The sequence below is a fragment of the Citrobacter sp. Cpo061 genome (assembly GCF_030332845.1).
GTDB classification, from domain to species: domain Bacteria; phylum Pseudomonadota; class Gammaproteobacteria; order Enterobacterales; family Enterobacteriaceae; genus Citrobacter; species Citrobacter portucalensis.
Window position 1 is genome coordinate 482,592 of the sequence record NZ_JAOWHB010000050.1, and the last position, 26,918, is coordinate 509,509.

Genomic DNA, 26,918 nt, shown 5'->3' on the forward strand with positions numbered 1-26,918 from the left:
GCTGGAGAGGGCGCAAGCGAATTACGGGTCAGAAAATAAAAAACGCAATGGTCATTGTGGATTGATGAAAAAAGAATATGTAATGAGCGCTATTATTGATGAATCAGCAGTGAAATGGTGATTTTATTGAATGGATGTATTTTTCAGGCCGGATAACTTGCAGATGTTGTTATCCGGCTAAAGAGATTAAATGACGTCAATTTCAGCAACGGACGGGTAAATCCAGCTTGGTCTGAACGGCATGTTGTCAATATCATCAAGCTTGGAAACGCCAGACAGTACCAGGATAGTTTCCAGACCCGCCTGAAAACCTGCCAGAATATCGGTACGCAGGTTGTCACCAACGATAACGGTTTCTTCCGAGTGCGCCTGCATTTTGTTGAGCGCCGCGCGAATAATCCACGGGCTGGGTTTGCCGACATAAAACGGTTTACGGCCTGAGATCTTCTCAATACCGGCACAGAGTGCTCCACAGGCGGGATAAAAGCCGCGACCGTGGGTATCCGGGTTAGTGGCGATAAAACGAGCGCCGTTGGCGACAAAATACGCCGCTTTATGCATCATGTCCCAGTTATAGGAACGTGTCTCGCCAACAATCACAAAATCGGGGTTCACGTCGGTAATGGTAAATCCAGCTTTATACAGTTCGTGTATTAACGCGCCTTCACCCACCACGTAGGCCTTTTTTCCTTCCTGGCGACGAAGAAAATCAGCGGTAGCCATCGCGGAAGTATAAAAGACGCTATCAGGGACATTCACACCCGCGGTGGCGAAGCGGTTTGCCAGATCTTGCCCGGTCTGCGAAGGGTAGTTAGTCAGCAGGACTAACGGCAGGCCTTTTTCCAGGATCCCAGTCAGAAATTCTGCCGCACCCGGTACAGCAACATTGTCGTGCATCAGCACGCCGTCGATATCACAAATTACATTCTTAATGGCCATGGACAATCCGACATTAAAAAAAGAAGGCATTACTATACACAAAATACACTACATCATTCGAGTTGCATCAAGGCGGCAAGTCTGCGAACCCCTGGAGCTTACTGAAGTAAGTGACCGGGGTGAGCAGATGCAGCTAACGCAGAGGCAGCTCGAAGGATGACGTGTATTAGCTTTCCAGCAAACGTTGCAGCAGTGTACCGTTGAGCATTGCGCGCTTCACCAGCGCAAAGGCGCCAATGGCGGAGCGGTGATCCAGCGTGGACCGAACCACCGGTAAATTATGGCGAAACGCCTTTAACGCCTGCGTGTTGATACAGCTTTCTATTGCAGGCAGCAGCACCTTATCCGCCTCGGTAATTTCGCCCGCAATGACGATTTTTTGCGGGTTAAACAGGTTAATGGCAATGGCGATAGTTTTACCCAGATGGCGACCAACGTGCTCAATGACTTCTGATGCCAGATTATCGCCTTTATTTGCTGCCTTACAGATGGCTTTGATGCTGCAATCATCCAGCGTGAGTCGACTTGGATAACCCTGCTTCAGTAAGTTCTGCACGCGATGTTCAATAGAAGCATTGGCGGCAATGGTTTCCAGGCAGCCGAAATTACCGCAGTGACAGCGCTCACCCAGCGGCTCTACCTGAATATGACCAATCTCGCCGACGTTGCCATTGCGACCGATGAAAATTCGGCCGTTGGAGATGATACCCGCGCCGGTTCCGCGGTGCACTCGCACCAAAATGGAGTCTTCGCAATCCTGGCTTGCCCCGAAATAGTGCTCAGCCAGCGCAAGGCTGCGAATATCATGACCAACAAAGCAGGTGACTTTGAAGCGTTTTTCGAGCGCTTCGACCAGTCCCCAGTTTTCGACCTGAATGTGTGGCATATAGCGGATGACGCCGCTTTCAGGATCGACAAGGCCTGGCAGGATGACAGAAATTGCGATCAGCTCACGGATTTTCCGCTGGCAGCTCTCAATAAAGATGGCAATGGTGTTGAGCAGCGCATATTCCAGCGTTTCCTGGGTGCGCTCCGGGAGGGGGTAATGCTCTTCGGCGACAACTTTACTGCTCATATCATAGAGCGTGAGCGTTGTGTCGTGGCGACCCAGTCGTACGCCAATGGCGTGGAAATTGCGGGTTTCTGTGACGATAGAGATAGCGCGGCGGCCCCCGGTGGAGGCCTGCTGATCGACTTCTTTGATCAGCCCGCGTTCGATCAACTGACGCGTAATTTTGGTTACGCTGGCGGGGGCAAGCTGGCTTTGCTCGGCAATTTGAATTCGCGAGATTGGCCCATGCTGGTCAATCAGGCGATAAACCGCCGCGCTGTTAAGCTGTTTTACGAGATCAACATTACCTATTTGAGCTTGTCCGCCTGGTGTCATTCTTTCTCTTACTCAGTAACGACCTCGTTGCCATTAACGATGGTCTTGATAATTTTAAAGTCGTGCGTGAACGCAGTCAGGTTGGCTACTTTGCCTGGCGCGATGCTGCCGAGTTGTTTGTCGACGCCGATGGCGCGAGCAGGGTAGAGCGTTGCCATGCGTAAGACTTCGTCGAGGGCGATATTTGCATGCTCGACCAGATTGCGTACGCCTTCAATCATGGTTAATGATGAACCGCTCAACGTGCCGTTCTCATCAACACACAGTCCATTGCGGTAGTATATTGTTTTACCAGCGAAAATGAACTGTTCAATGTTTGCACCTGCTGGCGCGGTCGCGTCAGTAACCAGGCACAGCTTGTCGCCTTTCAGGCGCTTAGCATTACGAATGTTAACGTAGTCAACGTGCAGGCCATCGGCGATGATACCGCAGTAGATATCGGCTTCATCCAAAATAGCGCCCGCCAGACCGGGTTCGCGGCCGGTAATGTACGGCATCGCGTTGAACAGGTGCGTTGCAAAGGTAATACCTGCACGGAATCCGATTTTTGCTTCTTTTACCGTTGCATTGGAGTGACCCGCAGAAACCACGATACCCGCATTCACCAGTTTGGTGATGACCTCTACCGGGACCATTTCTGGTGCCAGTGTGACTTTGGTGATCACATCCGCATTATCGCACAGGAAATCAACCAGTGCAGCGTCCGGCTGACGGACAAATCCCGGATTATGGGTGCCTTTTTTAACAAGATTCAGCCACGGGCCTTCAAGATGAAGTCCTAATGCCTGATTCGGGTGTTTCGCCAGGTATTCACGCATCACGCGAACACCTTGTTTCATCAGGTCATCGCTGGTGGTGATAAGCGTTGGCAAATAGTTGGTGCAGCCAGATTTTTCATTGGCTTTTTGCATGATTTCCAGCGTTTCAACGGTTACGGCTTCTGCCGTATCGTTAAACTGCACGCCACCGCAGCCGTTCAGCTGTACATCAATAAAACCGGGGGAAACAATGGCCCCATTCAGTGAGCGCTGTTCAATCCCTGACGGTAATTCAGCCAGTGGGCAAACGCTGTCGATCAGGCCATTGGCGACAACAATCGCATGGTCATCAAGAATTTCGTGACCGGTAAAGATCCGGCCCTGGGTTAAAGCATACATTCCGACCCCCGATTTCAAAAAAATGCCGCCCTGCAACTTATCGACAGGGCGGAGACATCAATTACAGACCTTTAATATTTTCCGCTTCTAACTCGTTGAAGTATTTCAGCGTCTTCACTTTCAGTTCCATGGTGGAAGGCTCATCGCAGACCACAACGGCTTTTGGATGCAACTGCAGGCAGCTGATGGTCCACATGTGGTTAACGTTGCCTTCAACGGCAGCTTGCAGCGCCTGTGCTTTCTGGTGGCCCAGAACCAGGATCATCACTTCTTCAGCATCCAGCAGGGTGCCCACGCCAACGGTCAGCGCATATTTAGGCACCTGGCTTACGTCGCCGTCAAAGAAGCGTGAGTTAGCAACACGTGTGTCGTGAGTCAGCGTTTTGATGCGGGTACGGGAAGCCAAAGAGGAAGCGGGTTCGTTGAACGCGATGTGACCATCGTTGCCTACACCGCCCATAAACAGGTGGATTTTACCGTAAGAACGGATTTTTTCTTCATACTGACGGCATTCTGCATCAATATCCGGCGCGTTACCATTGAGGAGGTTGATGTTTTCTGCTGGAATATCAACGTGATCAAAGAAATTGCGGTGCATAAAGCTGTGGTAGCTTTCCGGATGCTCTTTCGGCAGGCCAACATATTCGTCCATGTTGAACGTAACAACATGCTTGAAGCTCACCTGGCCCGCTTTGTGCATTTCAACCAATGCTTTATAAGCTGTCAGTGGAGTACCGCCAGTCGGCAGGCCCAGAACGAACGGACGATCTGCCGTTGGTTTGAACGCGTTAATACGGTTAACGATATGGCGAGCAGCCCATTTGCCGACTTGTTCAGCGGTATTCAGGGGGATCAGTCTCATTCTTCACCTCAAAAGTAAAAGTAAGCAGTTGGCGGATTGAGTCTCTGTGCAGTATTAAGCGTAACCTGGTTTTGCATCGGTAAGGATCAATCCGTTTCGATTTTTTGAATGATAAAATAAGTTTTCGTAGTTAGCCAGTGAAAGGGAGGGTTAATAACGATATTTGGTGACTGGAATCACAAAAAACACGCTTTTAATTTGCGATACGAATTAATTTTTCACACACTCTGAATGTAGATGAATGGTTAATATCGTTGTTCCAGAATCTTGCTGTCAGGAATGGTCGCACAATAAAAATATGGCTTCAAAGAAGCCTAATCGGGGTCTCGTAGGGGGAATAAAATGAATATTTTAGGTTTTTTCCAGCGGCTGGGTAGGGCGTTACAGCTCCCCATCGCTGTGCTGCCAGTCGCGGCACTGCTGCTGCGATTCGGCCAACCAGATTTACTTAACGTACCCTTCATCGCGCAAGCGGGTGGGGCCATCTTTGATAACCTCGCGTTAATTTTTGCGATCGGTGTTGCTTCCAGCTGGTCAAAAGACAGCGCAGGTGCAGCAGCGCTGGCAGGTGCGGTCGGTTATTTCATATTGACCAAAGCAATGGTTACCATTAACCCTGCAATCAATATGGGCGTGCTGGCGGGTATCATCACCGGTCTGGTCGGCGGTGCCGTGTATAACCGCTGGTCTGGTATCAAACTGCCTGACTTCCTGAGCTTCTTTGGCGGCAAACGCTTTGTGCCGATCGCCACTGGCTTCTTCTGTCTGGTGCTGGCTGCTATCTTCGGTTACGTATGGCCGCCGGTACAGAACGCCATCCATGCGGGTGGTGAGTGGATCGTGGGCGCTGGTGCGCTGGGTTCCGGTATCTTTGGTTTCATCAACCGTCTGCTGATCCCAACCGGTCTGCATCAGGTGCTGAACACCATCGCCTGGTTCCAGATTGGCGAATTTACTAACGCTGCAGGTACCGTATTCCACGGTGACATCAACCGCTTCTACGCGGGTGACGGCACTGCGGGTATGTTCATGTCTGGCTTCTTCCCAATCATGATGTTTGGTCTGCCGGGTGCGGCGCTGGCAATGTACTTCGCGGCTCCGAAAGCACGTCGTCCAATGGTTGGCGGTATGCTGCTGTCCGTTGCGATCACCGCGTTCCTGACCGGTGTTACCGAGCCGCTGGAATTCCTGTTCATGTTCCTGGCTCCACTGCTGTATCTCCTGCACGCACTGTTAACGGGTATCAGCCTGTTCGTTGCAACACTGCTGGGGATCCACGCAGGCTTCTCCTTCTCCGCAGGTGCTATCGACTACGTGTTGATGTACAACTTGCCGGCAGCAAGCCAGAACGTCTGGATGCTGGTGGTGATGGGGCTGGTGTTCTTCGTTATCTACTTTGTGCTGTTCAGCGCGGTTATTCGTATGTTTAACCTGAAAACGCCGGGCCGCGAAGATAAAGAAGACGATATCGTTACTGAAGAAGCCAACAGCAACACTGAAGAAGGTTTGGCTCAACTTGCAACCAACTACATTGCAGCGGTTGGTGGTACTGATAACCTGAAAGCGATTGATGCCTGTATCACTCGTCTGCGTCTGACCGTTGCCGACTCCGGTCGCGTAAACGATGCGATGTGTAAGCGTTTAGGCGCATCTGGGGTAGTTAAGCTGAACAAGCAAACTATCCAGGTCATCGTGGGTGCGAAAGCCGAATCCATCGGCGACGAAATGAAGAAAGTTGTCGCGCGTGGCCCGGTGGCAGCAGCATCTGGTGAAAGTGCACCAGCAGCAGCGGCCCCAGTAGCAAAACCGCAGGCTGTAGCGAATGCAGTCACCGTTGAAGCGCTGGTTTCTCCGATTACTGGTGACGTAGTTGCGCTGGAACAGGTTCCTGATGAAGCCTTCGCCAGCAAAGCAGTAGGCGACGGCGTGGCAGTGAAACCAACGGATAAAATCGTGGTTGCTCCGGCTGCGGGCACTATCGTGAAAATCTTCAACACTAACCATGCGTTCTGCCTGGAAACTGTTAAAGGCGCGGAAATCGTGGTCCATATGGGCATCGACACCGTCGCGCTGGAAGGCAAAGGCTTTAAGCGTCTGGTTGAAGAAGGTGCGGAAGTTACGGCAGGCCAACCGATTCTGGAAATGGATCTGGAGTTCCTGAACGCTAACGCACGTTCCATGATAAGCCCGGTTGTGTGCAGCAACAGCGATGATTTCGGCGCTCTGGTTATTAAAGCCGAAGGTCATGTGGTTGCCGGTCAAACACCACTGTATGAGATTAAAGGTAAATAACTGCTCCTGAGTAAAGTGAGTTAAGTGCCTTAAGCGGCGGGGGATATTCCTCCGCCGCTTTTTTTTGCAGCAAATGCCCTCATATATCCTGTTGAAACACCTTTTTTGTGCAACTAATAGTTGTCTCCTGACGTCGCTTATAAGATCATACTCCGTTATACGTTGTTTACGCTTTGAGGAATCCACGATGAGTGAGGCTGAAGCCCGCCCGAGTAACTTTATTCGTCAGATCATCGATGAAGATCTGGCCAGTGGTAAGCACACCACTATCCATACCCGTTTTCCGCCGGAGCCAAATGGCTATCTGCACATTGGCCACGCGAAATCCATTTGTCTGAACTTTGGCATTGCGCAAGATTACCAGGGCCAGTGCAACCTGCGTTTTGATGATACGAACCCGGTTAAAGAAGATATCGAGTACGTTGAGTCGATTAAAAACGACGTTGAATGGTTAGGTTTCCACTGGACTGGCGACATTCGCTACTCTTCGGATTACTTCGATCAGCTTCACGCCTATGCGGTAGAGCTTATTAATAAAGGCCTGGCGTACGTTGACGAACTGTCAGCGGATGAAATCCGTGAATACCGCGGCACGCTGACTCAGCCTGGCAAAAATAGCCCGTACCGCGATCGTAGCGTCGAAGAGAACCTGGCGCTGTTCGAAAAAATGCGTGCCGGTGGTTTTGAAGAAGGTAAAGCCTGCCTGCGTGCGAAAATCGACATGGCGTCGCCGTTTATCGTGATGCGCGATCCGGTGCTGTACCGTATTAAGTTCGCCGAACACCACCAGACCGGCAACAAGTGGTGCATCTACCCGATGTACGACTTTACCCACTGCATCAGCGATGCGCTGGAAGGCATTACGCATTCCCTGTGTACGCTGGAGTTCCAGGATAACCGTCGTCTGTACGACTGGGTTCTGGACAACATCACCATTCCGGTTCATCCGCGTCAGTACGAATTCTCGCGCCTGAATCTGGAATATACCGTGATGTCCAAGCGCAAGCTGAACCTGCTGGTGACCGACAAGCACGTTGAAGGCTGGGACGATCCGCGTATGCCGACGATTTCTGGCCTGCGTCGTCGCGGTTACACCGCTGCCGCGATCCGTGAGTTCTGCAAACGCATTGGCGTGACCAAGCAAGACAACACCATTGAGATCGCTTCTCTGGAATCCTGTATCCGCGAAGATCTGAACGAAAACGCCCCGCGCGCGATGGCGGTTATCGATCCGGTTAAACTGGTTATCGAAAACTATCCGCAGGGCGAAAGCGAATTGGTCACCATGCCTAACCATCCGAACAAACCGGAAATGGGCAGCCGCGAAGTGCCATTTAGCGGTGAAATTTGGATCGATCGCGCAGACTTCCGTGAAGAAGCGAACAAGCAGTACAAGCGTCTGGTGATGGGCAAAGAAGTACGCCTGCGTAATGCTTATGTGATCAAAGCCGAACGTGTTGAGAAAGATGCGGAAGGAAATATCACCACCATTTTCTGCACCTACGATGCCGACACCCTGAGCAAAGATCCGGCCGATGGCCGTAAAGTCAAAGGCGTTATTCACTGGGTGAGCGCGTCCCATGCGCTGCCGATTGAAATCCGCTTGTATGATCGTCTGTTTAGCGTGCCAAATCCAGGCGCGGCGGAAGACTTCCTGTCCGTTATTAACCCGGAATCGCTGGTCATTAAGCAGGGTTACGGTGAGCCGTCGCTGAAGGCAGCGGTTGCAGGTAAAGCGTTCCAGTTTGAGCGTGAAGGTTACTTCTGCCTGGACAGTCGTTATGCAACGGCTGACAAGCTGGTGTTTAACCGTACCGTTGGTCTACGTGACACGTGGGCTAAAGCGGGCGAATAAGCCGCAACACATCCTCTCTAAACGCCGCTTCATGCGGCGTTTTTTTTCGCAAAAAAAACGTGTTCCAGGCTCCGTTTGCGGAGCGAATTAATTACATGTCCGTAATAATGGGCTGGGCGAATGTTTTTACGTTTAAATAACTTACCTCAATATGAAATGGGCTGAAACCGATTTCATCTCCATGGAAAACAAGCGATTTTTTAATTTTTTCAACGCTTTTTTATCTTCCGATGAAAATGTAACAGAAAGCAATCAAATATGTGCGGTTGCTCATACTATTACATACTCGTTACAGAAAGAGATTGATAATTCGCGTCGCGAAAAATAGTCTATTCATTGTAGTCACTGAGGTTTTCTTAGCGCTACTTTTTTATTTTTTGTTTTTTCGCTGTCCGCTTTTGTCGGCAGCATTTTATATGTCAAAGAGGATTAACATATGCGTACGTTTAGTGGCAAACGTAGTACGCTGGCGCTGGCTATCGCCGGTATCACAGCAATGTCGGGTTTTGTTGTCGCTCCACAGGTACACGCCGAAGGATTTATTGATGACTCAACCTTAACAGGTGGCATCTATTACTGGCAGCGTGAGCGTGACCGTAAAGATGTGACCGATCATGACAAATACAAAACCAACCTTTCTCACTCAACCTGGAACGCTAACCTCGACTTCCAGTCCGGTTATGCGGCCGATATGTTTGGTATTGATATCGCGGCATTTACCGCTATTGAAATGAACGAAAGTAGCGAAAGCGGCCATCCAAACGAAATCGCATTCTCTTCCAAAAATAAAGGCTATGACGAGGATTACTCCGGCGATAAGAGCGGGATTAGCCTTTATAAAGCAGCAGCTAAATTTAAATACGGCCCAACCTGGGCGCGCGCCGGTTACATTCAACCAACCGGGCAGACTCTGCTGGCACCGCACTGGAGTTTTATGCCAGGTACCTATCAGGGTGCTGAAGCCGGTGCCAACTTCGATTACGGTGATGCTGGCGCACTGAGCTTCTCCTATATGTGGGCTAACGAATATAAAGCACCGTGGCACACCGAAGTCGATAAATTCTATCAGGCTGATAAAAAGACCAGCGTTGATTACCTGCACTCAATTGGCGCGAAATATGACTTCAAAAATAACCTGTTGCTGGAAGCGGCATTTGGTCAGTCTGAAGGTTACGTCGATCAGTACTTCGCAAAAGCTAGCTACAAATTCGATTTAGGCGGTAACCCATTTACCACCAGCTACCAGTTCTACGGTGCACGCGACAAGGTTGATGATCGTACCGTGAACGATATTTATGATGGCACTGCCTGGTTGCAGGCGTTGACCTTTGGCTACAAAGTGGCAGAAGTCGTTGACCTTCGTCTGGAAGGGACCTGGGTTAAAGCGGACGGCCAGCAGGGTTACTTCCTGCAGCGTATGACCCCAACCTACGCCTCTTCAAACGGTCGTCTGGATGTCTGGTGGGATAACCGTTCTGACTTCAACGCCAACGGTGAAAAGGCAGTCTTCTTCGGCGCAATGTATGACCTGAAGAACTGGAATCTGCCGGGCTGGGCGGTAGGCGCGTCCTACGTTTACGCATGGGATGCTAAGCCATCAACCTGGCAGCTTAACCCGGATGCATACTACGACAAAAACCGGACTATCGAAGAATCTTCTTACAGCCTGGATGCGGTCTACACCCTGCAGGAAGGTCGTGCGAAGGGCACCATGTTTAAGCTGCACTTCACTCAGTACGACAACCATTCAGACATTCCGAGCTGGGGCGGTGGTTACGGCAACATGTTCCAGGATGAGCGCGACGTGAAGTTCATCGTTATTGCTCCGTTCACCATCTTCTAATGCCAACAGCGGCAGGCCGGGTGCCTGCCGCATCGTTGAGGAAAGTGCTATGAAAAAACTGATACTCATCGCCGTTATGGCATCAGGGCTGGTGGCGTGTGCGCAATCTCCTGCGCCGAAAGAGGACAGCCGTCTGAAAGAAGCCTACAGCGCGTGTATTAATACCGCGCAGGGATCGCCGGAGAAAATTGAAGCCTGCCAAAGCGTGTTGAATGTGCTGAAGAAAGAAAAACAGCACCAACAGTTTGCCAATGAAGAAAGCGTACGCGTGCTGGATTATCAGCAGTGTATCCAGGCCACGCGCACGGGTAACGGTCAGTCCGTCAATGCTGATTGTGACAAGGTCTGGCAGGAAATACGCAGTAAGAATACTGCGCAGTAAATCGAAAAATGAAAATACAACGGGCGGAGAATTCTCCGCCCGTTTGCATGTCAGAGTTTCTGTTCGGCCGGTTGATAATGACGACTCAGGCGGACAAACAACATTGCCGTGGCGGCGAGTCCGCAAAGTGCCGCGCACATCAGCCACCATCCCGGCGAGCTTTTATCTCCGGTTAGCTGGACCAGCGCCGTGGATATGACGGGTGTCAGACCGCCAAAAATCGCCGTAGCCAGACTGAAGGCCAGTGAAAAACCCACCGTACGGACATAGACAGGCATCACCTCGGTGAGTGCCGCGACCATTGCCCCATTGTACATACCAAAAAAGAACGAGAACCAAAGCAGGACCAGCGTCATGCGCATAAAATCTGGCGCGGCGGTGAGCCAGTGCATGACCGGCCAGGTGGTGAGCAGTGCGAGTACGGTAATCCCCATCAACACCGGGCGGCGACCAATTCGGTCAGAAATCGCTCCGCCAATCGGCAGCCAGATAAAGTTAGAAATACCGACCAGCATGGTGACGATCAGGCTGTCGCGAGCGCTCAGATGGAGTACAGCCCTGCCATAGGTCGGGGTATAGACGGTAATAAAGTAAAACGTCGTTGTGGTCATCGCCACCAGCAGTGTACCCGCTGAGATCAGACGCCAGTTTTTGATGATAGTGGTGAAAATTTCCCTGGTGTCGGGACGGTGTGTACGTTGTAAAAATGCGTCCGTTTCCTGAAGCGAGCGGCGCAGGACGAAGATCAACGGAATAATCATACAACCAATAAAGAACGGAATGCGCCAGCCCCATTCAGAGATTTCATCGTGCCCCAGCGTGGCATTCAGGCCGTAGCCAATCAGCGCTGCCACCACAATGGCAACCTGTTGGCTGGCGGACTGCCAGCTGGTGTAGAAACCTTTATTGCCAGGCGTGGCGATTTCAGAAAGATAAACCGAAACGCCGCCCAACTCTACGCCCGCAGAGAAGCCCTGCAATAATCGACCGACTAATACCAGCACAGGAGCCAGCAGGCCAATACTTTGATAACCGGGTACCAGGGCAATCAGCAGGGTACCGCATCCCATAATGGCCAGCGTCACCATCAGCCCTTTCCTGCGACCAATTCTGTCGATATAAGCACCCAGCACGATTGCGCCAACGGGCCGCATTAAAAAACCCGAACCGAAAACCGCAAAGGTCAACATGAGCCCGGCAAACTCACTCTCCGCGGGGAAGAACGTCTTTGCAATATAGGTGGCGTAAAACCCGAACAGAAAAAAGTCGAACTGTTCGAGAAAATTACCGCTGGTTACCCGCAGTATTGCGCCGAAAGTTCCGGCGCGCGATGGTTGTTGTGTCATTGGGTTTGCTCCACTGTCTTATCATAATATTTATAGAGGTAAGAGTTTGCGGGTTAGTCGCCTGTGACCCCCGCCTGTTTGCCGCGCCGTTTCTCAATCGCCCACTTGAGTAAGGCTGCGCAGCGGTAAAATCCGTGGGCAAATTTTCCGTAAGGAATGGTCAGAAAAAGCGCCATGACCACCCCGAGATGAATGGCCAGTAAAATAGCCATCCATGAAGTGTCCCTTCCCGCCAGCAGCGCCAGACCGGTCAGACTGGTCAGCAGCAGCAGCAAAATAAAACCGCGATCCATCGGTTTTTGCCGTGCGTCGCCATGTAGCGGTGAGCGCTTAAGATTAAGCCATAGCAAGCCAGCCGGGCCGACAACCAGGCCAATGCCACCCAACGTGCCCAGCATGACCGGAACGCTGAAGAACGGGTAGGGTGCTTCTATGCCTGCAAAGTAGTGATAGCCCGTTGCCACAACGGTGGCGGCAAAGCAGAGCATAAAACCATAGAAGGTAAAGTGGTGGAAACGGCGACGCATCAGGGTGAAAGCATCATCCGCTTCGTTACAACCTTTGCCATGGCCTCCATCGAGATACTTCAGCGTCAGCGCATTGTGCGAGGCTTCAGCAATCTCGGCGGAACGCGGCATGCCCGGAGAAATCTCGCGCCAGAAGCGGATCACTCCTGCCATCAGCAAACCGATCGCCAGAACAAAGACCGAACCAAACATCCAGGCCAGCAGGTTATGCGGGAAAATTTGATAGAAATTCCCGGCCAGCGGAGGATGGAATAGTGAACCTTTCAAACCTATAGCGAGGAGTAAAAACAGGATCAGACCGAATACCAGCGCCAGCGTCACGGTTACGCCTGCGCGACGATATAGCGCTCCAAAAGCGGAGGGCTGCGCGTAATGCTGATAGGTTTCGAGCCGGACTTCCGCCATCGCCTTCGGCACGTTTATGGCAAATTCATGAGGCGGGGCATACTGACACGCGTGCAGGCAAGCGCCGCAGTTATGGCACAAGTTTGCCAGATAATTGATATCCGCTTTACCGAATTCCAGACGCTGAGTCATGGCCGGGAACACGGCGCAAAAGCCTTCGCAATAGCGGCAGGCGTTACACACCTGCATCACGCGTTCAACTTCAGCTTCCGGTTCGGTGATAATTTGCGCTTCGATGATCAGTTTCTCAAGCTGCTTCATGACGTGTCTCCTTACGTGCAGCCAGCGCGGCTTCTTTTCCGGCAATGCGGCCAAAGGTCGTGCCGATCGACATCCCCACGCCTGCGGTGTAACCCTTGCCCAGCACGTTACCCGCCATCATCTCTCCGGCGACGAACAGGTTACGGCTTGGAAGCCCTGCAAAATGCACAGCGGCGCGTTCGTTCACTTTTAACCCAAGATAAGTGAAGGTGATTCCTGGCCGCAGGGCGTAGCCGTAGTAAGGCGGTTGATCCAGCGGTCGCGCCCAATGCGTTTTCGCGGGTAGCAAATCTTTAGTGGCGCAGTTATCCAGAACGGTATGGTCGAACTGACCTGGCTGGCAGGCGTTGTTGTACTCTGTCACGGTGTGGGTAAAGCGTTCGGCATCCAGTCCTAACTGAAAGGCCAGTTCAGCCAGCGTATTGGCCTGCGTGCCGGGAAAGACCGGAGGCATGAAGTGTCCGATAGCTTTACTGTCGATGATGGAGTAGCCAATCTGTCCTGGCTGTTGAGCAACCAGACGTCCTCAGATGGCGTAGCGTTTGGGCCAGAAATCTTCACCTTCATCATAAAAACGCTCAGCGTCCCGGTTCACCACAATACCGAGCGAAACGCAGTCCACGCGGGTGCAAATCCCGCCGTCATATAATGGCGCTCTGGCATCAATTGCCACACAGTGTGACTGGGAGGGATCGCCGATAATGTCTGCGCCAGCATCCATCATAAATTTGAGCAGTACGCCCTGATTAAAACGCGTGCCGCGAATCAGGAAGTTATCCGCAGACCACTCGCCGCGCTCGTTCTCTCCCCACGCTTCTCGTAGCCATTCGCGGTTAGACTCAAACCCGCCCGCGGCAAGCACGCAGGACTTAGCGGTGATGCGCTCTTCGCCTGCCAACGCTGCCACGAACTCGCCATTACGCAGTTCAAGCGCCTGAACGGGGGTGTTATAGCGAATTTGAACGCCCAGCTTTTCTGCGCTGCGATAATAGGCATTCACCAGGGCCTTTCCACCGCCCATAAAAAAGGCGTTGGTTCGCGCCACGTGCAAAGCGCCGGAGAGAGGAGGTTGAAAGTTAACGCCGTGCTGGCGCATCCAGTCGCGGCATTGGGAAGAGGTACGGATCACCAGACGCGCCAGCGCTTCGTTGGTATTCCCTTCCGTGACGCGCCACAGATCCTGCCAGAATTCTTCTTCAGGATAGCTTTCCACCAGCACATCCTGCGGCGCGTCATGCATACAGCGCAGATTACGCGTGTGTTGGGAATTTCCCCCGCGCCATTCACGGGGAGCCGCTTCGAGCAGGAGTACCGAAGCTCCTTGCTCGCGGGCGGTCAAGGCAGCGCATAACGCGGCATTGCCACCGCCAATCACCAGAACATCAACCATCGTATACTCCATTACCATTTAACTATTTGTTAAATTTGTAATTGAAATGTATACGCACAGCTTGTGCGGGCGCTATGACGTGGTGCTAAACGGTACTTTAGTTATTGTAAAGGATGGCGCCAGGCCAGCTTCCTGCTTCCACCAGTTGATGCATCACTTTCGTCAGCACCACGCGGGCTGCGAGGCCTGCCGGGGTGAGTTCATCGTCTGAGAGACTCACCAGAAAGTTGGGGCGGCTAAGTGTTGGATTGTGGACGCCGATCACTCTTAGCGTCTCTTTATCGAGATGGGAAATTGCCGCGCCGGGCTGGAGAGTGGCACCAATGCCACTGCGCACGGCGTGCATGAGTAGCGCCAGACCATCAATTTCCGTGGCGATCTCAATGTTCAGCGCGTGTTCCTGACAAATCGCTTCCAGCCGGCCGCGCAGACCGTGGCCCAGGCTTGGCATTATCAATGGGATACTTGCCAGCTGGGCTGGAGCAATATTGTCATCGGCAATATCAGCCAGTAAGGCATGAGTCCCAATCAAAAACAGCCGCTCTTCGAGAATCGGTATGGCGCTCCAGCGCAGGATCTTTTCTTTCTGAAACACGACAGCCAGATCAATCTGGCGGGTATTAATCATCCGCTCCAGATTGCCAGAGAGGCTTTCCACCACATGCAGACGGACATCACTGTAGCTTTCCCGCATGGCGTTGATAAACGGCATTCCGAGAACGGAAGCGGTACTGGGAGCCATGCCGACGCTGACGTGCCCGGAAAGCCGGGACTCGCGTGCGGCGAGGATCGCGTCGTCTGCGTGACGAAGCGCCAGCTGCGCCTGGGAGTAAAAAGCCAGCCCGGCGCTGGTGGGCGTCACGCCTCGCGAGGTGCGCTGCAACAGGCGAATAGCGAGTTCGTTTTCCAGACGCGACATTTGCTGGCTGAGTGCCGAAACCCCGATATTGAGATCGAGCGCCGCGCTACCCAAGCTGCCGGTTTCTACAATGCGCACAAAATAGCGTAGCTGGCGAAGTTCCATTTCGACTCTCCGGAAGGGGCAATTGATTTTTACATTAAAGCAACACAGGAGCGGAGGGAAGGGGAAAAGGGCAGGTAATGCCCATAAAAAAAGCCAACCGGAAGGTTGGCTTTTCAAAAAGCATTACACTATTTGCCGTCGTGGGCATGCTCATCTTCGCGGCAATCGCCTTCAGCGCAGTGGCCGTAGAGATAGAGACTATGGTTGGTTAAACGAATACCATGTTTAGCCGCAATCTCACGCTGGCGCGCTTCGATGGAATCATCGCTGAACTCGACCACTTTGCCGCAGTCGAGGCAAATGAGGTGATCGTGGTGATGCTGTTGAGTCAGTTCGAAGACGGATTTACCACCTTCAAAATTATGGCGGGTCACGATACCGGCATCATCAAACTGGTTCAGCACACGATACACGGTCGCCAGACCAATCTCTTCACCCATATCGATCAGGCGTTTGTATAAATCTTCCGCACTGACGTGATGGTTATCCGGTTCCTGAAGAACTTCCAGAATTTTTAAACGAGGAAGCGTTACTTTCAGGCCAGCCTTCTTTAATGCGGTATTGTTGTCAGTCATGCGGAATCTGTCCTGTAGCTAAACGATTCACTTCATTAACAGAAGTGACAGAAATTGCACTTGAGATAATGCGTATCATTATAGAACTGCCATGGCTAAATGAAAACTGCAAGTCTCTGGCATATATTGTTAATCAAAACGTGGTATCGCCGACAAACACACTGTGCAACACCCGATTGGCATCCAGCCATTGTACAGGGTCAGACGAAAAAGTTACAAATTTGTAGCAATTATTTTGATTGGTTTTATCTATTGATGCGGCGCAGATGGAAATCTACGCCGCACGAAATCAGGCATTAATGATTTCGTCGAGGTGCAGCTCTTCAGAGATCTGCTTAACCCATTTTTCTACGCGTTCTGCTGTCAGTTCTGGCTGGCGATCTTCATCGATAGCCAGACCGACAAAGTGGTCGTCGTCAGCCAGGCCTTTAGACGCTTCAAAGTGATAACCCGCAGTCGGCCAGTGACCAACGATAGTTGCGCCGCGCGGTTCGATGATGTCGCGAATGGTCCCTAACGCATCGCAGAAATATTCTGCGTAATCTTCCTGGTCGCCGCAGCCGAACAATGCAACCAGTTTGCCATTAAAATCAATGTCTTCGAGGGTAGGGAAGAAGTCGTCCCAGTCACACTGCGCTTCACCGTAGTACCAGGTTGGGATGCCGAGCAGCAGAATGTCATAACCTTCGAGGTCTTCTTTGCTGCTTTTTGCAATGTCATGAACATCGGCAACGTCTTTACCAAGCTGTTTTTGAATCATTTTTGCGATGTTTTCGGTATTACCGGTGTCGCTGCCGAAAAAGATGCCAGTGATTGCCATGAGTTAAATAACCTCTTGAAACTTATTGAAATGGTGGTGGCGCATTGCCCACGGATAAGGGCAATCATAGCAGAACAGTCAGGCATGCGGAAACAGCAAACACGCAGGACTGCACTCTGTGCTACACGATTTATGATTTAGAGCAGAAATTCAGACTATGCCTGACCGCGCAATGTGCTGAGTTGGGTCATCAGCATCTCTTCGATGAGTTCACTGCGACTCATGTTGCGCGCCTCGGCCAGCTCGTTCAGAGCGTCAACGGCATCAGCGTTCAGTTTCAGTTCGACACGCTTAAGCCCGCGAACTTTGTCACGCTTAAGCTGATTACGTTTATTAATACGTAACTGTTCATCACGCGAGAGCGGATTAGTTTTGGGTCGTCCCGGGCGACGCTCCTGCGCGAACAGATCTAATGTCGTACGGTCCGTTTGTTCTTTGGCCATGATCTTGGTGACTTCGGGGAAACAATCAGCCAGGCGTCTGCCCGGATGGATAGCGCGCCATAATACATCAGCAGGGGTGACACGCCAACGCCCACGCGCGTAATCGCGCGCAGACGCTGAGTTTTTAATCAGTTAGCCTGTTCGTTCAGATAACGACGGATGGCGCGCAGCACCGCCTCCGGTTTTTCCGCATGCACCCAATGACCGGCTCCTGCAATAACATGCGCCCGAGCCTGTGGGAATTGCGCCAGCAGTTGTTCGCGATACGCTTCGGTAACATACGGTGAGTTGCCGCCAGGGATAAACAGCGCCGGGTGCTCCCACGCAGGAATGGTTTCCCAACCGACGATATGAGGATACTGATCCCACAGCACGGGAACGTTAAAACGCCATTCGCCGTCGACGAAAGATTTCAGCAGAAACTGGATTACGCCTTCCTCATGCAGATGTTGACGCATGACGCTGGCCGCCTGCTGACGCGAAGTGGCCTGGGCATCGGTTACGGCATTAATAGCGGTAAAGATCGCATCGTGACGGCGAACATGATAGTCGACCGGAGCAATATCAATGGCCACCAGTCGATCGATACGATCAGGAGCCAGTGCGGTTAACGCCATGACGGCTTTCCCCCCCATCGAGTGACCAATAAAGGTCGCCTTTTCTATTTGCTGAGCGTCCAGCGTATCCAGCAAATCTTGCGCCATGGCCGGATAATTCATCTCAGGGGAGCGAGGGGAGAGGCCATGATTTCGCATATCAACCTGGATGATATCGTGATCGACCACCAGATCGCGCGCCAGGATCCCCAGGTTATCCAGACTGCCAAACAGGCCGTGAACCAGGACGATGGGAGAATTATTGTGCAGGTTTTGCGCAGATTGCGCTCGGATATTCAATTTCATGGCAAAGTTCTTTTTTTCACACTCACGGGTTAGGGTATCATGTTGACCATTCTGCCACATGGCTGCAACAACTACGGTTACTCTGAGTTTTGCTGGCCACCAGGCTTGACGCTATCCGCTGTTGGGATTTGCCTTTACACTACGTGTGTTTACCCCGACAACTTGTATTCAGCTAAACACTGCACTGGATTAAGATGAAAACGATTGAAGTTGATGATGAACTCTATAGCTATATTGCCAGCCACACCAAGCATATTGGCGAGAGCGCATCCGACATTTTACGGCGTATGTTGAAATTTTCCGCCGCATCACAGCCTGTCACTCCGGTAGTCAAAGAAGTCCGCGCTGTGCAACCTGTCGTGGAAGCTAAGCCGGTTAACCCCGTAAAAGATAAAGTGCGCGCGATGCGTGAACTGCTGCTGTCCGACGAATACGCGGAACAGAAGAAAGCAGTAAATCGCTTTATGCTGGTGCTGTCTACACTCTATTCACTGGATCAAAACGCGTTCGCCGAAGCAACGGAATCGTTGCATGGCCGTACGCGCGTTTATTTTGCAGCGGATGAACAGACGCTGCTGAAAAATGGTAATCAAACCAAACCGAAACACGTGCCAGGCACGCCGTACTGGGTGATCACCAACACCAATACCGGCCGTAAATGCAGCATGGTTGAACACATCATGCAGTCAATGCAATTCCCTGCGGAATTGATTGAAAAGGTTTGCGGAACAATTTAATCCTTGCATTAGAAGGACCAGGCAATGGCAATCCACAACCGTGCAGGTCAACCTGCGCAACAGAGTGATTTGATTAACGTCGCCCAACTGACGGCACAGTACTATGTACTGAAACCAACAGCAGGGAACGCTGAGCACGCCGTTAAGTTCGGTACGTCCGGACATCGTGGCAGTGCAGGTCGTCATAGTTTTAACGAGCCGCATATTCTGGCTATCGCTCAGGCGATTGCTGAAGAACGTGCGAAAAACGGGATTACTGGCCCGTGCTATGTGGGCAAGGATACCCACGCGCTGTCTGAACCGGCTTTTATCTCTGTACTGGAAGTGCTGGCGGCGAACGGCGTTGACGTCATCGTGCAGGAAAATAACGGTTTTACGCCGACCCCTGCTGTGTCGAATGCTATCCTGGTCCATAACAAAAAAGGCGGCCCGCTGGCTGACGGCATTGTGATCACGCCGTCCCACAACCCGCCGGAAGATGGCGGCATTAAATATAACCCGCCAAACGGTGGTCCGGCAGATACCAACGTCACCAAAGTGGTGGAAGACAGAGCCAACGCGCTGCTGGCTGACGGTCTGCAAGGCGTGAAGCGCATGTCGCTGGATGCTGCGCTGGCATCTGGTCATGTAACAGAGCAGGATCTGGTTCAGCCGTTTGTTGAAGGACTGGCTGACATCGTCGATATGGCAGCGATCCAAAAAGCGGGTCTGACACTGGGTGTCGATCCGCTGGGCGGTTCCGGTATCGAATACTGGAAGCGTATTGCTAAGCACTACAACCTGAACCTGACTATCGTTAACGATCACGTTGATCAGACTTTCCGTTTCATGCATCTCGACAAAGATGGCGCAATCCGCATGGACTGCTCCTCCGAGTGCGCGATGGCGGGCCTGCTGGCGCTGCGCGACAAGTTCGATCTGGCCTTTGCCAACGACCCAGACTACGACCGTCACGGTATCGTCACCCCGGCAGGGCTGATGAATCCGAACCACTATCTGGCGGTGGCGATCAACTACCTGTTCCAGCATCGTCCGCAGTGGGGCAAAGACGTTGCCGTTGGTAAGACGCTGGTGTCCTCGGCGATGATTGACCGCGTGGTGAATGATTTAGGGCGTAAACTGGTCGAAGTGCCGGTTGGCTTTAAATGGTTTGTTGACGGTCTGTTCGACGGCAGCTTTGGCTTTGGTGGTGAAGAGAGCGCGGGGGCATCTTTCCTGCGTTTCGACGGTACACCGTGGTCGACCGACAAAGACGGCATCATCATGTGCCTGTTGGCGGCAGAAATTACCGCAGTGACCGGTAAGAATCCGCAGGAGCACTACAACGAACTGGCTGCCCGCTTTGGTGCGCCGAGCTACAACCGCCTGCAGGCAAGTGCGACCTCTGCACAGAAAGCGGCGCTGTCTAAGCTGTCTCCGGAAATGGTGAGTGCCAGCACGCTGGCGGGCGACCCGATCACCGCACGTCTGACGGCGGCACCGGGCAACGGTGCTTCTATCGGCGGTCTGAAAGTGATGACTGACAACGGCTGGTTTGCCGCTCGTCCGTCCGGCACCGAAGACGCTTATAAAATCTACTGCGAGAGCTTCCTCGGTGAAGAACACCGCAAGCAGATCGAAAAAGAAGCGGTTGAGATCGTCAGCGAAGTGCTGAAGAACGCGTAAACCGTAGGCCGGATAAGACGCTAGCGTCGCTATCCGGCATGAATTAAAAAGCCGGATAGCTTTGCGCTGATCCGGCTTTTTTTATTCGGCTTAGATTCACGGCATAAACCGATAACCAATCCCGGTTTCGGTCAGAAAATGACGCGGACGCGCCGGGTCCTGTTCCAGCTTCTGGCGCAGGTGTCCCATGTAAATTCGCAGATAGTGACTGTGTTCGACGGCATTCGGTCCCCAAACCTGATTTAACAGCTGGCGTTGCGTTAGTACCTTTCCGGCATTATTCAGCAGTACCGCTAACAGGCGAAACTCAATCGGCGTCAGATGAATCTCTTCATCACCACGATGTACGAGCCGGGCGGCGATATCTACTTTTACGTTGGAAAAATGCACCACCGGCTCGGGAGACGCGCCGCTGGCGTGGCGGCGCAATGCCACGCGTAATCGCGCCTGTAGCTCGCCAATACCAAAGGGTTTACTGAGATAGTCATCGGCACCGGCATCCAGGGCAGCGATTTTATCGCTTTCTTCGCTGCGGGCTGAGAGCACAATTACCGGTATCGCGCTCCATTGTCGCAGGTCACGAATAAAATCAATGCCGTCACCGTCCGGCAGACCGAGATCGAGAATGATGAGATCGGGTTTTCGCGTGGCGGCTTCCAGCAGACCACGTTGCAGCGTTTCCGCTTCATATACACGCAGACCATCGGCTTCCAGCGCGGTGCGCAGAAAGCGACGGATAGCCTGTTCATCTTCAACAATCAGTACGTTCGTCACATATCCTCATGAAAATCTTCAAGTTCAGGGGGGATTTCCTGGGGCAGTGTAACACGGAAACATGCTCCTCCCTGTGCGCGATTGTGGACGGAAATCGTACCGCCGTGCACGTCCACAATGGCCTGACAGATTGCCAGCCCCAGCCCAACGCCCGGTACCGATGACTCTTTGTTTCCCCGGGAAAACTTGTCAAAAACTCGCTGCTCCATACCCGATGGAATGCCGGGACCATTATCCCAGACGTCCAGTTGCAGGTGCTCGCCATCGACGCTGGCATCAATACCGATTTGCGCCGCTGGACCTGCGTATTTAACGGCGTTTTCCAGCAGATTAATCAGCACCCGTTCAAAGAGTGGGCCATCGACGTGGATCAGCGTTAACGGTGCTGGTAGCGACAAATTAATAGGAGCAGAGAGTCCTGGCTCCAGCATCTGCAGGGCGCTGCCGACCACCTCTTCCAGTGTTAACCACTCCTTCTTAAGATTAAAGCCGCCAGACTGAATTCGCGCCATATCCAGCAGGTTATTAACCAGCCGGGTGGTATTCAGGACGTGCTGGCGAATCTCACTGGCCTGGCGCGCATGCGGCGATCCTTCGCTTGCCAGATCCAACGTTAAGATCTCTGCCTGACCAAACAGCACCGTTAGCGGCGTACGTAAATCGTGGGAAAGGGCGGCGAGCAGCGCGTTGCGAATGCTTTCACGCTCGCTGGCAAACCGGGCTTGCTCTTCGCTGGCAGTCAGCGTCAGACGCTCCAGCGCACTGGCGACCAGTAAAGTGAAAGTTTCCAGCAGGCGTTGCTGTTCGGGGATCATCAGCTGGCGTAAATTTCCCGGTTCCACAACCAGCAGCCCATGCGTTTTGTCGGCACTTTTTAACGGTAATATTTGATACGGCACACCTGGCAACGTGTCAGTACCTGCGCCTGCCGGTTGCCCTTTATCAAAGCTCCATTGGGCAATGGCATCATCCCACGGCGTCATGCCCTGTTGATGGGTGAGAGGGGCCAGCTTACCGTTCTCACCGGGCAGTAAAACCTGGCTGCGGGCCTGGAACGTTGAGGCAATAAACTGTTCGCTGGTGGCTGCGATATCTTGCTGACTCCGTCCGACGGCCAGCGCTTTCGACATCTCATACAAATGGCGCGTACGTTGTTCACGATAACGGGCCACCCGCGCCTGATAACGCACTCCGGCGGTCAGATTACCGATTACCAGCCCTACCGTTAGCATCACGGCGAAGGTAAGCAGGTACTGGACATCGGAAACGGCCAGCGTGCCGCGCGGAGCAATAAAGAAGAGATCGAAGCTGGCGACGTTAATAAAAGTTGCCAGCACCGACGGCCAGCGTCCGTAAAAGAGGGCGATAACCACCACGCCCAATAAATAGATCATCACCAGGTTGGCGGCGTCAAAGGCCATCAACCACTGCATGGCAATCAACGTAATGATGGCGCACAGCGCGACGGCAACCACACAACCCTGAATTTGTACCCGCCATTTATCCTTAAAGGTGCGGTTATCTGCAGTTTGTAGCACAGGGCGCGAAGGTGGCTCATCGAGCGCAACAATCATCAGGTCGAGATCCGGTGCGCGATGGGCCAGTTTGTCAGCAAAGGAATCACTGCGCCACCAGCGTCGTGTAGTCGGACGTCCGAGGACAATTTTTCCCAGATTATGCTCACGGGCATAGCGGATTACCGCCTTGTCTTCAGCGGGATCGGAAAGGGTGGCGGTTTCTGCACCCAGCTCCTGGGCTAACCGCAGAGCGCTTAGGATTGCCCGGCGCTGTTTTTCGGGCAGTCGGTGCAGCGCTGGCGTTTCGACATACACTGCATGCCAGACGCTGCCGAGGCGCGCTGCCAGACGCGCGGCAGCACGCACCAGCTTTTCGCTGCCGGTATTGTGTCCAATGCACAGTAAAATGGCGTCACGGGTATGCCAGACTTTTTCTTCCCCCGGACGCCCTCGCCAGGCACGCATCTGATCGTCAACCCGATCGGCCGTGCGGCGCAGGGCCAGCTCACGTAGCGCGATCAAGTTCCCTTTGCGAAAGAAATGCTCGATTGCTCTTTCCGCCTGACCGGCGATATAGACCTTGCCTTCGTTCAGGCGTTGGCGCAAATCGTCGGGGGGAAGATCGACCAGCACCACATCGTCGGCGGCATCGAAAAAAGGATCGGGGACGGTTTCGCGAACCTGAATGCCGGTGACGCCGCTGACCACATCATTGAGGCTTTCCAGATGCTGCACGTTGACGGTAGTAAAAACGTCAATACCGGCTTCGATCAGTTCTTCAATGTCTTGCCAACGCTTAGGGTGGCGTGAGCCAGGCGCATTACTGTGCGCCAGTTCATCCATCAAAATGAGCGCCGGACGGCGGGCCAGCGCCGCGTCGAGATCGAACTCGCTGATATGACGACCATGGCGCGCCTGTCTCTTTAGCGGCAGGATGCTGAGACCGTCCAGCAGCGCGGCGGTCTCTTTGCGTCCGTGGGTTTCCACCACGCCAATCAGCACATCTAACCCCTGCGCCCGCAGCCGCTGGGCCTCTGCCAGCATGGCCCAGGTTTTACCGACGCCTGCACACGCGCCGAAGAAAATTTTCAGTTTTCCGCGGTGCGGGGCAGCGGTCTGCTCCAGCAGGCGATCGGGGTCGGGGCGTAAGGGTTCGTTATGCATGTCCTTTTTCTCAGTGCTTATCCAGCGCTAAATTAAGTTCTACCAGGTTCACCACCGGCTGGCCGATAAAACTGACCAACGGCTTTTGCGTGTATTGTGCAACCAGGCGCGTGACTTCTTCAACGCTGAGGTTGCGAGCCTGCGCCACGCGGGGGATTTGCCAGGCCACCGCGGCGGGTGTCAGGTTGTTGTCCAGTCCGCTGGCAGAAGCCGTTACCAGCTCTACCGGAACGGCAGGATTTGCCTGCGGGTTGGCGGCACGCAGCGCGGCTATCCGGCTTTGCAGCTGTTTATCCAGTTCCGGGTTGCTGGCTGCCAGATTGCTGCCGCCTGAAGCCATTGGATTATAGGGCATTTCTGCTGTAGCAGACGGACGTCCCTGAAAATAACCGGCCACGGTAAAATGTTGCCCAATGAGCGCAGAGCCGCGAACGACCTGACCTTCGCGTAGAAGCGAGCCGTTAGCCTGGTGGGGAAACCACCACTGCCCCAACGCGGTGGTCAACAACGGGTAAGCCCCGCCAGTGATAAGCATCAGGAAAATCAATGTTGATAATGTAGGACGTAATCCACTCATCTGAAACCTCACACCAGACCCAGCAGGGTCAGCAGTAAATCAATTGCTTTGATACCGATAAACGGCACAACCAGACCACCCAGACCATAGATCCACAAATTACGGCGCAGCATTGCGGATGCGGATAACGGTTTGTAGCTCACGCCTTTAAGCGCCAGCGGGATCAGAAAGACGATAACCAGCGCATTAAAGATAACCGCGCTGAGGATCGCCGAATCCGGCGAATGCAGACCCATCACGTTAAGTGCATTGAGCTGCGGGTAGGTGGCGGCGAACGCGGCCGGGATAATGGCGAAATACTTCGCCACGTCGTTGGCAATACTGAAGGTGGTCAGCGAACCACGCGTCATCAGCATCTGTTTACCAATGTGCACCACCTCAATCAGCTTGGTGGGGTTAGAGTCGAGATCCACCATGTTGCCTGCTTCCTTCGCCGCCTGGGTCCCGGAGTTCATGGCGACCGCCACGTCGGCTTGCGCCAGCGCCGGGGCGTCATTGGTTCCGTCGCCGGTCATCGCTACCAGACGACCTTCCGCCTGATACTGACGAATCAGCGCCAGCTTGGCTTCCGGCGTGGCTTCAGCTAAGAAGTCATCTACCCCGGCTTCTGCCGCAATCGCGGCGGCGGTTAAACGGTTATCGCCGGTGATCATCACCGTTTTGATGCCCATTTTGCGTAGTTGGGCAAAACGTTCTTTGATTCCGCCTTTTACGATATCTTTCAGGGCAATCACGCCCAGTACGTGGGAGCCTTCGGCAACCACCAGCGGTGTAGCGCCTAGGCGTGCGACGTTTTCGACCTTCTGCTCCACGTCGGCAGGGAACTGGCCGCCGTTGGCCTCGACGTGACGACGAATAGCATCGACCGACCCTTTGCGGATCATGCGGTTGTCGATGTTGATCCCGCTCATCCGACTTTGGGCGGTAAACGGTACAAAGGTGGCGTGTAGCGATTGCACGTCGCGAATACGCAGATTAAAGCGCTGTTTAGCCAGAATCACGATGCTGCGGCCTTCTGGGGTTTCATCGGCAAGTGATGAAAGCTGCGCGGCGTCGGCCAGCGTTTTTTCGTCCACGCCCTGGGCGGGCAGGAAATCTGAAGCCTGGCGGTTACCCAGCGTAATGGTGCCGGTTTTGTCCAGCAGCAGTACGTCCACGTCACCCGCAGCTTCTACTGCACGTCCGCTGGTGGCGATGACGTTCGCGCCCAGCATGCGGCTCATCCCGGCGACGCCAATTGCGGAGAGTAGCCCGCCGATGGTGGTGGGGATCAGACACACCAGCAGGGCAACCAGTACCGTGACGCTAACCGCGCTACCACCCCAGGCGGAAAATGGCCACAGCGTGGCGGTCACCAGCAGAAAAACGATGGTCAGGGCTATCAACAGGATCGTCAGGGCGATTTCATTCGGCGTTTTACGCCGCTGCGCGCCTTCAACCATGGCGATCATCCGGTCGAGGAACGTTTCACCAGGGTTTACGCTACATTCAATCACCAGCCAGTCGGAGAGGATGCGGGTCCCGCCGGTGACGGAGGCGAAATCACCACCGGATTCACGAATGACCGGCGCGGATTCACCGGTAATGGCGCTTTCATCCACCGATGCGCCACCTTCGATGACCTCGCCGTCACACGGGATAATATCGCCCGCTTCTACTAACACGATATCTCCTTTGCGCAAATCCTCCGCCGGAACGTGATCCATGGCGGCACCGTATTTCGGCTCGCGGAGTTTGCGAGCAAAAGCGGTTTTTTTAACTCCTTTCAGACTGTTAGCCTGAGCCTTACTGCGTCCTTCCGCCAGCGCTTCGGCAAAGTTGGCGAACAGAACGGTGACCCACAGCCACAGACTTATCGCGCCGGTAAACCACGGATTGCCTTGTATATGGCCTGTGGCCATTGCCAACGTTAACAGGGTTGTCAGCAGACTGCCCAGCCAGACGATAAACATCACCGGATTGCGCCACTGGGTATGTGGGCTTAATTTTTTCACGGCATCCATCAGCGCCTGTGCGACCAGAGAGGGTTCGAACAGCGCCAGTTGCTTGCGACTCATAGTCATGTGCTCCGCAT

22 protein-coding genes and 1 pseudogene are annotated in these 26,918 nt (G+C 53.2%); 6 read left to right on the forward strand and 17 right to left on the reverse strand.

All coding sequences use genetic code 11. From position 1 onward, the window contains the following. Positions 1-186: 186 nt before the first annotated feature. From nagD to nagB, 4 genes are all read right to left on the reverse strand, one after another. Complete coding sequence (gene nagD / locus OGX97_RS17165; RefSeq protein ID WP_003022792.1) at positions 187-939, reverse strand: ribonucleotide monophosphatase NagD; 753 nt, start codon at positions 937-939, stop codon at positions 187-189. A gap of 166 nt (positions 940-1,105) precedes the next feature. After that, a complete protein-coding gene (gene nagC / locus OGX97_RS17170) occupies positions 1,106-2,326 on the reverse strand; it encodes a DNA-binding transcriptional regulator NagC (protein WP_057067711.1) in 1,221 nt (406 codons plus the stop codon). An 8-nt stretch (positions 2,327-2,334) separates the two neighbouring features. Next, the gene (gene nagA / locus OGX97_RS17175) at positions 2,335-3,483 is read right to left on the reverse strand and encodes an N-acetylglucosamine-6-phosphate deacetylase (RefSeq protein ID WP_003831339.1); all 1,149 of its coding nucleotides are present in this window, start codon (positions 3,481-3,483) and stop codon (positions 2,335-2,337) included. A gap of 61 nt (positions 3,484-3,544) precedes the next feature. Further along, a complete protein-coding gene (gene nagB, locus OGX97_RS17180) occupies positions 3,545-4,345 on the reverse strand; it encodes a glucosamine-6-phosphate deaminase (RefSeq protein ID WP_003022803.1) in 801 nt (266 codons plus the stop codon). Between the two features lie 342 nt (positions 4,346-4,687). On the opposite strand from nagB, the gene nagE reads away from it, so the two are divergent. The 4 genes from nagE to chiQ all read left to right on the forward strand — a co-directional run bounded on the left by nagE (position 4,688) and on the right by chiQ (position 10,717). Then, a complete protein-coding gene (gene nagE, locus OGX97_RS17185) occupies positions 4,688-6,637 on the forward strand; it encodes a PTS N-acetyl glucosamine transporter subunit IIABC (RefSeq protein WP_003831342.1) in 1,950 nt (649 codons plus the stop codon). A gap of 187 nt (positions 6,638-6,824) precedes the next feature. After that, positions 6,825-8,492, forward strand: coding sequence for a glutamine--tRNA ligase (gene glnS / locus OGX97_RS17190; protein WP_048226099.1), 1,668 nt, complete (start codon positions 6,825-6,827; stop codon positions 8,490-8,492). A gap of 436 nt (positions 8,493-8,928) precedes the next feature. Beyond that, positions 8,929-10,335: a chitoporin ChiP gene (gene chiP, locus OGX97_RS17195; protein ID WP_008784105.1), complete on the forward strand. Its 1,407-nt coding sequence runs from the start codon at positions 8,929-8,931 to the stop codon at positions 10,333-10,335. Between the two features lie 49 nt (positions 10,336-10,384). Next, the gene (gene chiQ / locus OGX97_RS17200) at positions 10,385-10,717 is read left to right on the forward strand and encodes a ChiQ/YbfN family lipoprotein (RefSeq protein ID WP_008784106.1); all 333 of its coding nucleotides are present in this window, start codon (positions 10,385-10,387) and stop codon (positions 10,715-10,717) included. Between the two features lie 50 nt (positions 10,718-10,767). Here chiQ and OGX97_RS17205 read toward each other — a convergent pair whose 3' ends face one another. From OGX97_RS17205 to ybfF, 9 genes and pseudogenes are all read right to left on the reverse strand, one after another. Continuing rightward, positions 10,768-12,063, reverse strand: coding sequence for an MFS transporter (locus tag OGX97_RS17205; RefSeq protein WP_234102622.1), 1,296 nt, complete (start codon positions 12,061-12,063; stop codon positions 10,768-10,770). 53 nt (positions 12,064-12,116) lie between these two features. After that, positions 12,117-13,256 (reverse strand): tricarballylate utilization 4Fe-4S protein TcuB, encoded by a 1,140-nt coding sequence (tcuB, locus tag OGX97_RS17210; protein WP_279850443.1) that lies wholly within the window; start codon positions 13,254-13,256, stop codon positions 12,117-12,119. Continuing rightward, a pseudogene (tcuA, locus tag OGX97_RS17215) lies at positions 13,243-14,646 on the reverse strand (FAD-dependent tricarballylate dehydrogenase TcuA). The gene tcuB and the pseudogene tcuA overlap by 14 nt, the downstream one beginning before the upstream one ends. A gap of 97 nt (positions 14,647-14,743) precedes the next feature. Next, a complete protein-coding gene (gene tcuR / locus OGX97_RS17220) occupies positions 14,744-15,670 on the reverse strand; it encodes a tricarballylate utilization LysR family transcriptional regulator TcuR (RefSeq protein WP_267445091.1) in 927 nt (308 codons plus the stop codon). A gap of 128 nt (positions 15,671-15,798) precedes the next feature. Continuing rightward, on the reverse strand, positions 15,799-16,245 hold the full coding sequence (fur, locus tag OGX97_RS17225) for a ferric iron uptake transcriptional regulator (protein WP_003022836.1): 447 nt from the start codon (positions 16,243-16,245) through the stop codon (positions 15,799-15,801). Further along, positions 16,238-16,324 carry a ryhB-regulated fur leader peptide gene (locus OGX97_RS17230; protein ID WP_100247215.1) on the reverse strand — a complete coding sequence of 29 codons (87 nt, stop codon included), beginning with the start codon at positions 16,322-16,324 and terminating at the stop codon, positions 16,238-16,240. The genes fur and OGX97_RS17230 overlap by 8 nt, the downstream gene beginning before the upstream one ends. A gap of 210 nt (positions 16,325-16,534) precedes the next feature. Further along, positions 16,535-17,065 carry a flavodoxin FldA gene (gene fldA / locus OGX97_RS17235; RefSeq protein ID WP_003022839.1) on the reverse strand — a complete coding sequence of 177 codons (531 nt, stop codon included), beginning with the start codon at positions 17,063-17,065 and terminating at the stop codon, positions 16,535-16,537. A gap of 155 nt (positions 17,066-17,220) precedes the next feature. After that, positions 17,221-17,508, reverse strand: a complete 288-nt coding sequence (ybfE, locus tag OGX97_RS17240) for a LexA regulated protein (protein WP_003831362.1) — start codon at positions 17,506-17,508, stop codon at positions 17,221-17,223. 128 nt (positions 17,509-17,636) lie between these two features. Continuing rightward, complete coding sequence (gene ybfF / locus OGX97_RS17245) at positions 17,637-18,410, reverse strand: esterase (RefSeq protein WP_048236466.1); 774 nt, start codon at positions 18,408-18,410, stop codon at positions 17,637-17,639. Between the two features lie 194 nt (positions 18,411-18,604). On the opposite strand from ybfF, the gene seqA reads away from it, so the two are divergent. Both seqA and pgm read left to right on the forward strand, forming a co-directional pair. After that, complete coding sequence (gene seqA, locus OGX97_RS17250) at positions 18,605-19,147, forward strand: replication initiation negative regulator SeqA (RefSeq protein ID WP_048214679.1); 543 nt, start codon at positions 18,605-18,607, stop codon at positions 19,145-19,147. Between the two features lie 24 nt (positions 19,148-19,171). Beyond that, positions 19,172-20,812, forward strand: a complete 1,641-nt coding sequence (gene pgm / locus OGX97_RS17255) for a phosphoglucomutase (alpha-D-glucose-1,6-bisphosphate-dependent) (protein WP_008784117.1) — start codon at positions 19,172-19,174, stop codon at positions 20,810-20,812. Between the two features lie 96 nt (positions 20,813-20,908). Here the strand turns inward: pgm and kdpE are convergent, their stop codons facing one another. The 4 genes from kdpE to kdpB are packed head-to-tail and all read right to left on the reverse strand — an operon-like array spanning position 20,909 to position 26,901. Next, on the reverse strand, positions 20,909-21,586 hold the full coding sequence (gene kdpE, locus OGX97_RS17260) for a two-component system response regulator KdpE (protein ID WP_048226088.1): 678 nt from the start codon (positions 21,584-21,586) through the stop codon (positions 20,909-20,911). Next, positions 21,583-24,267, reverse strand: a complete 2,685-nt coding sequence (gene kdpD / locus OGX97_RS17265; RefSeq protein ID WP_008784119.1) for a two-component system sensor histidine kinase KdpD — start codon at positions 24,265-24,267, stop codon at positions 21,583-21,585. The genes kdpE and kdpD overlap by 4 nt, the downstream gene beginning before the upstream one ends. 10 nt (positions 24,268-24,277) lie before the next feature. Next, on the reverse strand, positions 24,278-24,844 hold the full coding sequence (kdpC, locus tag OGX97_RS17270) for a potassium-transporting ATPase subunit KdpC (protein WP_279850445.1): 567 nt from the start codon (positions 24,842-24,844) through the stop codon (positions 24,278-24,280). Between the two features lie 8 nt (positions 24,845-24,852). Next, positions 24,853-26,901, reverse strand: coding sequence for a potassium-transporting ATPase subunit KdpB (gene kdpB, locus OGX97_RS17275; protein WP_279850446.1), 2,049 nt, complete (start codon positions 26,899-26,901; stop codon positions 24,853-24,855). Positions 26,902-26,918 lie beyond the last annotated feature (17 nt).

Coding starts and splice junctions, on each gene's coding strand:
- nagA (WP_003831339.1), bottom strand. CDS start 3,483: ATGTATGCTTTAACCCAGGGCCGGATCTTTACCGGTCACGAAATTCTT.
- kdpD (WP_008784119.1), bottom strand. CDS start 24,267: ATGCATAACGAACCCTTACGCCCCGACCCCGATCGCCTGCTGGAGCAG.
- kdpC (WP_279850445.1), bottom strand. CDS start 24,844: ATGAGTGGATTACGTCCTACATTATCAACATTGATTTTCCTGATGCTT.
- nagC (WP_057067711.1), bottom strand. CDS start 2,326: ATGACACCAGGCGGACAAGCTCAAATAGGTAATGTTGATCTCGTAAAA.
- seqA (WP_048214679.1), top strand. CDS start 18,605: ATGAAAACGATTGAAGTTGATGATGAACTCTATAGCTATATTGCCAGC.
- tcuR (WP_267445091.1), bottom strand. CDS start 15,670: ATGGAACTTCGCCAGCTACGCTATTTTGTGCGCATTGTAGAAACCGGC.
- fur (WP_003022836.1), bottom strand. CDS start 16,245: ATGACTGACAACAATACCGCATTAAAGAAGGCTGGCCTGAAAGTAACG.
- OGX97_RS17205 (WP_234102622.1), bottom strand. CDS start 12,063: ATGACACAACAACCATCGCGCGCCGGAACTTTCGGCGCAATACTGCGG.
- ybfF (WP_048236466.1), bottom strand. CDS start 18,410: ATGAAATTGAATATCCGAGCGCAATCTGCGCAAAACCTGCACAATAAT.
- chiQ (WP_008784106.1), top strand. CDS start 10,385: ATGAAAAAACTGATACTCATCGCCGTTATGGCATCAGGGCTGGTGGCG.
- chiP (WP_008784105.1), top strand. CDS start 8,929: ATGCGTACGTTTAGTGGCAAACGTAGTACGCTGGCGCTGGCTATCGCC.
- tcuB (WP_279850443.1), bottom strand. CDS start 13,256: ATGAAGCAGCTTGAGAAACTGATCATCGAAGCGCAAATTATCACCGAA.
- ybfE (WP_003831362.1), bottom strand. CDS start 17,508: ATGGCCAAAGAACAAACGGACCGTACGACATTAGATCTGTTCGCGCAG.
- nagD (WP_003022792.1), bottom strand. CDS start 939: ATGGCCATTAAGAATGTAATTTGTGATATCGACGGCGTGCTGATGCAC.
- glnS (WP_048226099.1), top strand. CDS start 6,825: ATGAGTGAGGCTGAAGCCCGCCCGAGTAACTTTATTCGTCAGATCATC.
- OGX97_RS17230 (WP_100247215.1), bottom strand. CDS start 16,324: ATGATACGCATTATCTCAAGTGCAATTTCTGTCACTTCTGTTAATGAA.
- kdpB (WP_279850446.1), bottom strand. CDS start 26,901: ATGAGTCGCAAGCAACTGGCGCTGTTCGAACCCTCTCTGGTCGCACAG.
- nagE (WP_003831342.1), top strand. CDS start 4,688: ATGAATATTTTAGGTTTTTTCCAGCGGCTGGGTAGGGCGTTACAGCTC.
- pgm (WP_008784117.1), top strand. CDS start 19,172: ATGGCAATCCACAACCGTGCAGGTCAACCTGCGCAACAGAGTGATTTG.
- nagB (WP_003022803.1), bottom strand. CDS start 4,345: ATGAGACTGATCCCCCTGAATACCGCTGAACAAGTCGGCAAATGGGCT.
- fldA (WP_003022839.1), bottom strand. CDS start 17,065: ATGGCAATCACTGGCATCTTTTTCGGCAGCGACACCGGTAATACCGAA.